Origin of the sequence: Catenulispora pinisilvae, from assembly GCF_015356865.1 — a bacterium.
GTDB lineage: Bacteria > Actinomycetota > Actinomycetes > Streptomycetales > Catenulisporaceae > Catenulispora > Catenulispora pinisilvae.
On sequence record NZ_JAAFZA010000337.1, the window covers coordinates 1 to 9,082 of the forward strand.

The following is a 9,082-nucleotide window of genomic DNA, read 5'->3' on the forward strand; positions in this document are numbered from 1 at the left end:
CACCATCCGCGCTCTGGCCGGCCTCGGCTTCGCCTTCACCCCCGCTGAACAACCACTGCGCACCCCGGACCGCCTCACCGCCGCCCTCGGCCACTAGATCGAGTCAGCGTGTTAATGAAATGCGCCCGAACGTCAGCCCCGAGGCGCTGAACGCCAGCAGGTTCGTCAGGTTCGACACCGGCAGCAGCAGCGACGCCGAGTTCGACAGGTGCGCGCACGCGTACACATGCGGCCGGTCCCGCACCCCCGCGCGCACCGTCGTGGCCAGCACCACCGGCGTCAGCAGCACGACCGTCGCGTCCAGGCTCAGCACCGCGGTGGTCAGCGCCGCCACCACGAACACCGCCGCCAGCAGCCGGCGTCCCCGCGAGGCGCCCGCCTTCCCCGCGACCCGGGCCATCGCCGCGCCGGCCGCCGCGAACAGGCCGTCGTCGGCGCACAACTGGGCCAGTACCAGCACCGCGGCCAGGAAGCCGACTGTCGGGGCCAGGGCGGTGACTTCGGACCAGGCGGAGTGCGGCGACACCGCGCCGATCGCGATCACGATGCCGGCCGCCGGTACCGCCGCCGCGGCCTCCGGCCAGCCGCGCGGCCGCACGACGGCGAACACGAGCACCACGAACAGCAGCACGACCGACGCGGCTGCGGCGGCGTCGGCGACGCTCAAGAGGGGCTCCATTGATCTGCAGAAGGTGCCTGCCGATCATATCGGGCACACCGGGCCACCTCGGCGAACGTCCAGCGGGCGAGCCGCTTCGGGTCGACGCGGGCGTGTCGAACGCCCGGCAGGAACGACGACGCCCGGCAGAACGACGACAGACCGGCCGCCGCGTGTCGCCACGCTGCGGCCGGCCTGCGTGTGGGGGAGGGTCGGGCCTTTTAGGTATTCAGCGAGCGTTTACTCGTGCAGGTACTTGTCCGAGAAGCTGGTCCCGCCGGAGATGGCGCTGGTGTGCGCCTCGGTGATCCCGTTCGAGCTCGGGTCCAGCGCCGTCGGGCTGGACGAGCTCAGCGACTTGCCGTTGATGGTCGCCGAGCTGAAGTTGACCGTGCCGAAGTTCGGGTAGGCGCCGGTCGGCGACTCGATGATGACCTCGGCGCTGGTCCGCGAGGCGGACAGGGACTTGGTCGTGGTGTAAGTCCAGTTACGCGTGGAGTCGTTCAGCGTCAGCTTGTACTTGTTGGTCGCGGAGTAGGTGACCGAGGCGTGGATGACGTCGCCGGCCTTCACCGGGTACGACGAGGAGCTCAGGTACACCGGGCTCGCCGGGTACATCTCGTACCAGGCCTGGTCGACCGGGCTGCCGCTGGAGCAGTCGGTCGCGACGCCCGTCTGCTCCACGGTGCTGGAGCCGTAGCCGTCGATGCCGACCCACGGCGCGTACAGGTCGTTGGTGGAGTTGCACTTGGCGGACGGCTCGGTCCAGGTCGCCGCGACCGAGGAGAACCCGCTGCCGGTGGCGGCCTCGCCGCCCCAGTTGTACCCGTTGGTGTTGTAGGACAGAGGACGGAACGACAGCCCCGAGGCGGCCGCGGCGGGCGCGACCGGGGCGATGGCGGTGGCCGCGCTGGCGAGCGCGGCGGCGCCTATCAGGAACCTGCGCATACTTGCTCCTTCGGTGGGGGTGTGGTGCAAGCAAACTGGTGTGTGCTGCGTCACCGTAGCGAGCGGTATCAGGACACTCAATAGGGCCAGGTCACCCGATTCCGGCCGGTAATCGCCGGGTGGGCGGACATATAGCGCGTGAGCTGGCGATTCTCAGAAATCAGTGATTGGGACCCCTAGTAGAAGCCGGGAGGTGGGCAAGGGGCGGGCAAGGGCTTGACACGGTTGCCGTGCTTGATCCGCGCCGGCATGACGGAAAAGCCCTCGTGGGGTTACCACGAGGGCTGATTCACGTCGCTTCAGGCCTATCCGGCGCTAGCGGTCCGCACCCAGCCGGAACTGCAAGCTCACGGTTCCCCGCAAGTCCAGCCAAGCCGATTCGGTCCCCCGCACCACGCGCAACACGACTTGCCCGCACACCGGGCACCGCGCTACCAAACCCGGCCCCGGCCCATAGACCCGAAGCTGGGCGATCGGTCCTGTCGTGCCGCAGCCGGTGCACTGCCCTTGCGCGGAGACGACGTCCACGGCGAAGAGTTCGGACAGCGGTCCGGCCAGAGCGTTGCCGTCCTCATAGTCGTCGTCCACGGCATCGTCGTACTGGACATCAGTGACGGCGGGTTCGTCGGCGAAGGGGTCGGCCGGGTGCGGTGTGTGCTGAAAGTGGTGCGCTGAGCGCTGAAAGTGGTGCGCTGGCTCGGGCATCGTCAGTCTCCTGTCGGGCCGAAGCGTTCGGTGCGGATCCGGTCCGGTGGCTGGCCGAGCTCGACCAACAGATCCGCGGCGTACTCGACGAAAGCGGTCGGGCCGCAGATGTAACTCGTCGCGAGCATCGACGGCGGCCAGGCGACGGCGGCCATGTCCTTCTCGGTGATGCGCGACGGAAAACGAGGCCAGTCCTCAGGAACTTGGCGCGTGTAGAGGAACGTCACCTCCAGGCCCGGATCCGGAGCCTGGAGTTCGTCGACGTACATCCGGTCCTCCGGCGTGCGTACCGAGTACAGCAGCCGGAAGGGCGTCGTGACGCCGAGCTGCCGCCGCGCCCGGATCATCGCCATCAACGGCACGATCCCCGATCCGCCGGCCACCAACAGGATCGGCTCGCTCTGCTCCGGCCGCCACACGAACCAGCCGCCGACCGGTCCCCGCAGCTCCAGCAGATCGCCGTCGAGCAGGTCCTGCGCCAGGTACGGCGACACCTCGCCCTCGGAGACCCGCTGCACGGTCAGCTCCAGCGACGCGCCGTCCGGAGCCGACGCGATCGAGTAGCTGCGCTGCGTGCTGTAGCCGTCCTCGGCGGTCAGCCGCAGGTCCACGTGCTGCCCGGCCAGATGCCCGGGCCAGCCCGGCACGTCCAGCACCAGCGTGCGCGCGGCCGGCGTCTCCACCCGCTGCCCGACCAGCGTCGCGACCCGCCAGCGCAGGCGCTCGCCTAGTCGCCCTGATACCGCTGCTCGCGCCATGGGTCCCCATAGTCGTGGTAGCCGGCGGTCTCCCAGAAACCGGGCTCGTCCCGCGCCGACAGCTGAAGGCTGCGCACCCACTTGGCCGACTTCCACAAGTAGAGGTGCGGGACCAGCAGGCGCGCCGGACCGCCGTGCTCCGGCGCCAGGTCGCGGCCGTCGTAGCGGTAGGCGATCCAGGCCTGGCCGTCGAGGAGGTCTTTGAGCGGGAGGTTCGTGGTGTAGCCGCCGTAGGAGTGGACGAGGGCGAACTCGGCCTCGGTGTCGACGTCGCGCAGCAGCAGGTCCAGCGAGACGCCCCGCCACGGGGTGTCGAACTTCGACCACTTGGTCACGCAGTGCAGGTCCACCACCCGGTCCTCGGCCGGCAGCGCCATCAGCTCCGACCAGGTCCAGGAGCGCCGCTCGTTGCCTTCGGTGACCACGCTGAACCGCCACGCGTCCCGGTCCACCCGCGGCGTCGGCCCCGCCGAGAGCACGGGGAAGTCGCGGGTCTCGTACTGCCCCGGCGGCAACCGGTGGTCCGACGGCCGCCGTCGGCCCTGGAAGCCCCGCGAGACGATCGCCATCGCACGCCGCCCTTTCCAGGCCCCGCCGATCGGCGGCCGGGCCCGTTCTGATTCTGCCCGGCGGCGCGGCGGCGCGCATTTCTTCGCGGGCGGTGTTCGGGACGGTGCGGGCGTTCGGGCGTTCGGGCGTTCTCCGGGTGCCCGGATCAGGTCGCCGGGCGCTCGCAGCGGTGTGCCGAGTGCCCGGGCGGTGCGTCGGGGTCCGGGGTGCGGACGTGTCTATGTGCGGGTGTCGGTGCGTAGACGTGTAGCCGCGCCCGCGTATCGGATGACGGGTCAGATCGTGGCGTCGAGCCAGTCGAAGATCCGCGCCACCGCGAGCCGGAGCGCGCCGGGGTGGCAGTGGGCATCGCCGCCTTCCTCCTCGGTGAAGCTCAGCAACTCCTTGGGGCCCGTGAGATGTCGATACAGCTTGCGCGGACCGGATTCCTCGCCGGCCGGGTAGAACAGGTCCGAGACCGCCTCGCAGACCAGGACCGGGCAGCCGATCTTTGCCGCGCTCCCGTCAGCGAAGGTGTAGCGGGCGTACTCGGCCAGGAAGGCCCGGTCCGTGGAACTGCCCGTGACGTAGCGGCCGTGGTCGCAGGCCCAGCGCAGCGTCGGACTCCGGCGGCGGGCGTCGGCGATCATCCGGTCCAGGTCCTCGTCGTGCTCGGCCGCCGCGCGCCGGACCACCTCGTCGTGCGGGAGCGGGAGGTGTGCGGTCAGGGCGGACGCGGCGTCGAAGACACCGTCCACGGCGACCACGGCTGCCAGCCGCGGTTCGTACCCGGCCGCGCGCGGTGCCAGAAAGCCGCCGAGGCTGACGCCGAGCAGCGCGATGCGGGCCGGATCGACTCCCGGCTGCCGGGTGAGGAAGTCCAGGACGGGACCGACCACGTGCTCCCAGTCCGGCCGGAACACCAGCCCGTCCCGGTGGATCGCCGCGGGCTGCCCGGGACCGTCGAAGGTCAGGATGTTGTAGCCGCGCTCCTGCCCGCCGGCCGCGCCGAAGAAGTGCAGCTCCTCGGCCGCGCCGTCGAATCCGTTGTGCATCACCAGCGTCGGCCTGGGGCCCTGGCCCGCGCCCTGATAGAAGTAGCCGTGCAGTTCAGTGCCCTGATACGGGATCCGTACCGGAGCGAGACCGGGGATGTGGGCGGCGGCGTCGCGGAAGCAGGCGACGCTGCGGGTGTACGCCTGGTCGATGCGCGGGTCGTCGGGGTCGCCGTGTAGGAAGAACTCGGCGGCCCGGTAGTACGTGGATGCGCGCAGCAACCCGTCCCGTTCGCTGATCGGGCCCGCGCCCCGGGCCTCGGTCTCCAGGCGCTCGGCCGTGGCCAGCCAGGCATCGTGCCAGCTGTCGTAGTCGCCGGGGGCGACCTTGGCCGCGGTGGCCACGACCTCGCCGACGTCCGATCCGCCGTAGGCAGCGAAGCCGAGGTTGCGCAGGGTCTCGAACCAGAACTGCTCGTCGTCGGGGAACATCAGCTGTTTCATCGCGTCTCTCCTGCCGTGTGCGCTTCTGCGTGAGCTGCCATATTGGCTTCGACGCGGGCTTCCACGTGGGCACGGAACGTCGTCGGGGGCCGTCCGGTGATGCGCTGGACGGTGTCCGTGACGCGGTCTTCCGCCCCCTCGGCGATGGCCCGGTCCATGCCTGCGAGCATGGTGGCGAAGTCCTGCGGTATTTCGGTGGCGAGCCGGTCGCGCAGTTGCTCGAAGGACAGGCGGCGGTGGGTTACGGACCGTCCGGTGACTTCAGAGATGACCGCGGCGACCTCGTCGTGGCTGAGTGTTTCGGGTCCGGTCAGGACGAGGTCGGTGTTGGGGGAGTGCTCCTCGGTCAGGGCGTGGCGGGCGACCGTTGCGATGTCGTCGGCATCGATGAAACCGACTCGGCCGTCGCCGGCGGCGGTCTGGACGCATGCGTGCTGCCGGATGCTCTCGGCGTGTGCGTGGGTGCCGGTGAAGTTCTGCATGAACCAGGAGGGCCGCAGCACGGCCCACTCATCGACCAGATCGGGAAGGGCGTGGTGGACGGCTCCTACGGCCGGCCCGCCTTCGGCGATCGCCGAGGAGCTGAGGAGCACCGCGCGTCGCAGGGTGCTGGCACTCGCCCGACGTAGGAACGGCACCATGACCGCGGCCGGATCGGAGTCGCCGAGCGGCGGTACGAGGTAGACGCGATCGACTTCGTCGAGGGCGGCGTCGTGGGTGGTGGGGTCGTACCAGTCGAAGCGGACCGGCTGCGTGCCGGGTACCGGTGTGGCGTGGCGCGTGGCGGCTTTGACGTTGTGGCCGGTGGCGGTCAGTCGCGTGGTGAGGCGGCTTCCGGTGGTGCCGGAGGCTCCGATGACCAGAGTTGTCATCGGGTGCTCCCGGTGAAGTCGGCGCCGGGTTCCTGGACCGCGAGCGGGTTCCAGTAGTCGCGGTAGGAGTAGAAGCGGCCGTTTTGGATGGTGACGACGGCGATGTAGGTCATGTCGAACGGCCCGCCGGTCTCCACCATGCGGCCGACTCCGCGCATCTCGACCACGATTGTCTGCGGATCGGTGGTCTCGTGGATCTGGAGGAAGGGGAAGTCGTGCAGGTCGATGTGGTCCGGATAGCGCTGCATGTATGCGGCGACGGCCTGCTTTCCGGCGAGCTGCGTGGGCCAGCCGTCGGGGGCGAAGGGGAACTGCATGACGCCGTCCTCGGCCCAGAGGTCGACCCAGCCGGCTATGTCCTTGTCTAGCAGGAGCTGCAAGCTGTGGCGGTAGAGATCCGCTGGTGAGGCCGTCGGCGCGTTCGGCGAGCTTGGTGAGGAGGGTGAGGAGGGTGAGGAGGGTGAGGAGGGTGCGGACATGGGTGTCCTCCAGGAGATCAGGCATCCAGTAGAATCGGACTGCGGGTCCGTTTCGATGATATGGACCCGGGGTCCGTTTCGCAATCTGAAGTCGCAACCGGAGATCACAGTGGGGAGTCGTATGCCCGAGCCGTCAACGCGCAAGGACGCCGTCCGCAACCGCAAGGCCGTCCTGGCCGCGGCCGACGCCCTGTTCGACCGCAGCGGGAACCCGGAGGAGGTGACCATGGCCGACGTCGCCGCGGCGGCGGGCGTCGGCAAGGGAACTTTGTTCCGTGCGTTCGGGGATCGCAACGGACTGCTTCTGGCTCTATACGAGCACCGCATCGAACCGATCAGACAGACTGTGCAAGCCGGTCCACCGCCGTTGGGGCCCGATACACCAGCCCGTGAGCGGGTGCCGGCGCTTCTCGATGCGCTCCTGCGCTTCAAACTCGACAACCGGCGTCTCGCACTGGCACTGGAGGAGACCGGAAGCACGAGCCCGTACCTGGCGGCGCACTACGAGGATTGGCACAGTCTTCTGCGATCGGCGTTGGAACAGATTCCTGGCCTGACCGATAACAGTGAGTTCACCGCCCATGTGCTGCTGGCCGCCATCCGCGCCGACCTCGTCGAGTATCTGGCGGGACACAAGGGAGTGCCACGCGAGGAGATGCACGCGCAGTTGGCGCGCTTCACCGCCGGGGTCCTCCGGTAGGCGCACGGCAGTCTGGCTGCTGCTACTTAGCGGCTTGGCAGCTCGGTAGCTCGGCGGTCAGGCAGTTCGATCCAGCTATTCGGTTCTGCCGTTCTGCCGTTCCGTAGTCCAGTTGTCCCCGTTAGTTCATCAGTAGTCGCCGTTCGCCGGAAGCGGCTGCTCGGACCAGATCACCTTCCCGCGTGCGGTGTACCGCGTGCCCCACCGCTGCGACAGCTGCGCGACCAGGAACAGCCCGCGGCCGCCCTCGTCGAAGGTCTGTGCCCGGCGCAGCCTCGGCGACACGCTGCTGCCGTCCGCCACCTCGCAGATCAGGGCCCGGTCACGCAGCAGCCGCAGCTCCACCGGGCCGGTGGCGTGCCGGATCGCGTTGGTCACCAACTCGCTGACGATCAGCTCGGTGGTGAAGATCAGGTCGGCCAGGCGCCAGGCGCGCAGCAGCCGGGACACCTCGGCGCGCAGGAACGCCACCGATTCCGGCGTCATCGGCACGTCCCAGGTGGCGACCCGGTCCGGCGTCGTGCGGCGGGCCCGGGCGGCCAGCAGCGCGACGTCGTCCAGCGGCCGCTCGGGCAGCAGACCGCCGATCGCCGAGGCGCACAACTCCTCCGGATCGCGTCCGGGGCCGGCCAGTGCCGCACTCAAGCGCTCCAGCCCGGTGCCGATGTCCTGCACCCGGCTCTCCACCAGGCCGTCGGTGTAGAGAACCAGGGTGCTGCCTTCGTCGATCAGGAACTCGACCGCCTCGTACGCCGAGCCGCCGAGGCCCAGCGGCGGGCCGGTCGGCAGGTCCAGGTAGGCCACCGAACCGTCGCGGGCCACCACCGCCGGCATGGGGTGGCCGGCCGCCGCGACCGAGCACAGGCCGGTCACCGGATCGTAGACCACGTACAAGCAGGTCGCGCCGATGATGCCGACGCCGCGCTGGTCCTCGGTCTCGTCGGCGTCCATCGACTCCACCAGCGCGTCCAGCTGGCTGAGCAGGTCCTCCGGCGGGAGGTCCAGCGCGCAGAAGTTGCGCACGGCGGTGCGCAGACGGCCCATCGTCGCCGCGGCGTGGATCCCGTGCCCGACCACATCGCCGACGACCAGCGCCACCCGGCCGCCGGACAAGGGGATGACGTCGTACCAGTCGCCTCCGACGCCCTCCTGCGCCGGCTGGTACCGGTGGGCCACCTCGACCGCGCACTGCGCCGGGAAGGTGCGTGGCAGGAGGCTGCGTTGCAGCGTCAGCGCCATCGTGCGCTCGCGCTCGAAGCGGCGCGCGTTGTCCAGGCAGACGGCGGCGCGCGAGGCGAGGTCGCCGGCGAGCTGGATGTCGTCCTCGTCGAACGGATCGGCGGTGCCGAGGCGGTAGAACGACGCCACGCCGAGCACCGTGCCCTGAACCATGATCGGGGCGGCGATCACCGAACTGTCGGGATCCTCGGCGACCCAGCGCTTGCCGGCCGTCGCCGCGGTGAGTGCGGCGTCCAGCACCGGACTGCGCTGAATCATGCTGCGGGCCTGCGCCGTCGCCGCGTTGTAGGCGACATGCGCGCCCGGCGGCCGGTGCACCTTGCCGCGCCGGACGGTCCGGACGGCGACGCGGCGGAGCTTCACCTCGGTGTTGCCGGGCGGCGGGCATTCTTCGCCGTCCAGGACCCAGCTCGCGAGGTCCACCGCGACGTGCTGCGCGAAGTCCGGCAGGGCGATCTCGGCGAGCTCGCCGCCGGTCAGCTCCATGTCCAGGGTGGTCCCGATGCGGCCGCTGGCGTCCAGCAGGAGCGCCAGGCGCTGGCGGGCGGCCACGGCGATGCGGCCCACGGTCGGCTCGCCGACCATGACCAGCTCGCCGGGCGGCGACGAGTGGAAGGGGCTGGGGACGGTGGTGTCGAGCAGGGGCGGGCCGCCGGCTGAGTGGGGGAGTTGGTG

At 70.2% G+C, this 9,082-nt stretch carries 9 protein-coding genes and 1 pseudogene; 1 reads left to right on the top strand and 9 read right to left on the bottom strand.

Annotated elements, in window-relative coordinates; genetic code table 11:
- Positions 1-115: 115 nt before the first annotated feature.
- The 8 genes and pseudogenes from IZR01_RS45610 to IZR01_RS45645 all read right to left on the bottom strand — a co-directional run.
- Positions 116-679 (bottom strand): annotated as a pseudogene (locus tag IZR01_RS45610) (SLC13 family permease); the annotation flags it as partial.
- A gap of 219 nt (positions 680-898) precedes the next feature.
- Complete coding sequence (locus IZR01_RS45615) at positions 899-1,606, bottom strand: G1 family glutamic endopeptidase (RefSeq protein ID WP_194896833.1); 708 nt, start codon at positions 1,604-1,606, stop codon at positions 899-901.
- Between the two features lie 315 nt (positions 1,607-1,921).
- Positions 1,922-2,311 (bottom strand): DUF6510 family protein, encoded by a 390-nt coding sequence (locus IZR01_RS45620; protein WP_228561316.1) that lies wholly within the window; start codon positions 2,309-2,311, stop codon positions 1,922-1,924.
- A 2-nt stretch (positions 2,312-2,313) separates the two neighbouring features.
- Positions 2,314-3,069 (bottom strand): ferredoxin reductase, encoded by a 756-nt coding sequence (locus IZR01_RS45625; RefSeq protein ID WP_194896832.1) that lies wholly within the window; start codon positions 3,067-3,069, stop codon positions 2,314-2,316.
- Complete coding sequence (locus IZR01_RS45630; RefSeq protein ID WP_194927469.1) at positions 3,039-3,638, bottom strand: sulfite oxidase-like oxidoreductase; 600 nt, start codon at positions 3,636-3,638, stop codon at positions 3,039-3,041. The genes IZR01_RS45625 and IZR01_RS45630 overlap by 31 nt, the downstream gene beginning before the upstream one ends.
- Positions 3,639-3,914: 276 nt before the next feature.
- A complete protein-coding gene (locus IZR01_RS45635; RefSeq protein ID WP_194927470.1) occupies positions 3,915-5,117 on the bottom strand; it encodes an alpha/beta hydrolase family protein in 1,203 nt (400 codons plus the stop codon).
- Entirely contained in the window at positions 5,114-5,989 is an 876-nt protein-coding gene (locus IZR01_RS45640) for an NmrA family NAD(P)-binding protein (protein WP_194896829.1), read from the bottom strand. The genes IZR01_RS45635 and IZR01_RS45640 overlap by 4 nt, the downstream gene beginning before the upstream one ends.
- Positions 5,986-6,468: a nuclear transport factor 2 family protein gene (locus IZR01_RS45645; protein ID WP_194927471.1), complete on the bottom strand. Its 483-nt coding sequence runs from the start codon at positions 6,466-6,468 to the stop codon at positions 5,986-5,988. Before IZR01_RS45645 ends, IZR01_RS45640 begins: the two co-directional genes overlap by 4 nt.
- A gap of 121 nt (positions 6,469-6,589) precedes the next feature.
- Here IZR01_RS45645 and IZR01_RS45650 point away from each other — a divergent pair, with 121 nt between their 5' ends.
- Positions 6,590-7,168 carry a TetR/AcrR family transcriptional regulator gene (locus IZR01_RS45650; protein WP_194896827.1) on the top strand — a complete coding sequence of 193 codons (579 nt, stop codon included), beginning with the start codon at positions 6,590-6,592 and terminating at the stop codon, positions 7,166-7,168.
- A gap of 129 nt (positions 7,169-7,297) precedes the next feature.
- Here the strand turns inward: IZR01_RS45650 and IZR01_RS45655 are convergent.
- The coding region (locus IZR01_RS45655) for an ATP-binding SpoIIE family protein phosphatase (RefSeq protein ID WP_228561317.1) at positions 7,298-9,082 on the bottom strand (1,785 nt) is incomplete at its 5' end.

Excerpts from the sequence above, each read along its gene's own strand:
- IZR01_RS45650 (WP_194896827.1), top strand. The coding sequence starts at position 6,590 with ATGCCCGAGCCGTCAACGCGCAAGGACGCCGTCCGCAACCGCAAGGCC.
- IZR01_RS45620 (WP_228561316.1), bottom strand. The coding sequence starts at position 2,311 with ATGCCCGAGCCAGCGCACCACTTTCAGCGCTCAGCGCACCACTTTCAG.
- IZR01_RS45630 (WP_194927469.1), bottom strand. The coding sequence starts at position 3,638 with ATGGCGATCGTCTCGCGGGGCTTCCAGGGCCGACGGCGGCCGTCGGAC.
- IZR01_RS45615 (WP_194896833.1), bottom strand. The coding sequence starts at position 1,606 with ATGCGCAGGTTCCTGATAGGCGCCGCCGCGCTCGCCAGCGCGGCCACC.
- IZR01_RS45635 (WP_194927470.1), bottom strand. The coding sequence starts at position 5,117 with ATGAAACAGCTGATGTTCCCCGACGACGAGCAGTTCTGGTTCGAGACC.
- IZR01_RS45640 (WP_194896829.1), bottom strand. The coding sequence starts at position 5,989 with ATGACAACTCTGGTCATCGGAGCCTCCGGCACCACCGGAAGCCGCCTC.
- IZR01_RS45645 (WP_194927471.1), bottom strand. The coding sequence starts at position 6,468 with ATGTCCGCACCCTCCTCACCCTCCTCACCCTCCTCACCCTCCTCACCA.
- IZR01_RS45625 (WP_194896832.1), bottom strand. The coding sequence starts at position 3,069 with ATGGCGCGAGCAGCGGTATCAGGGCGACTAGGCGAGCGCCTGCGCTGG.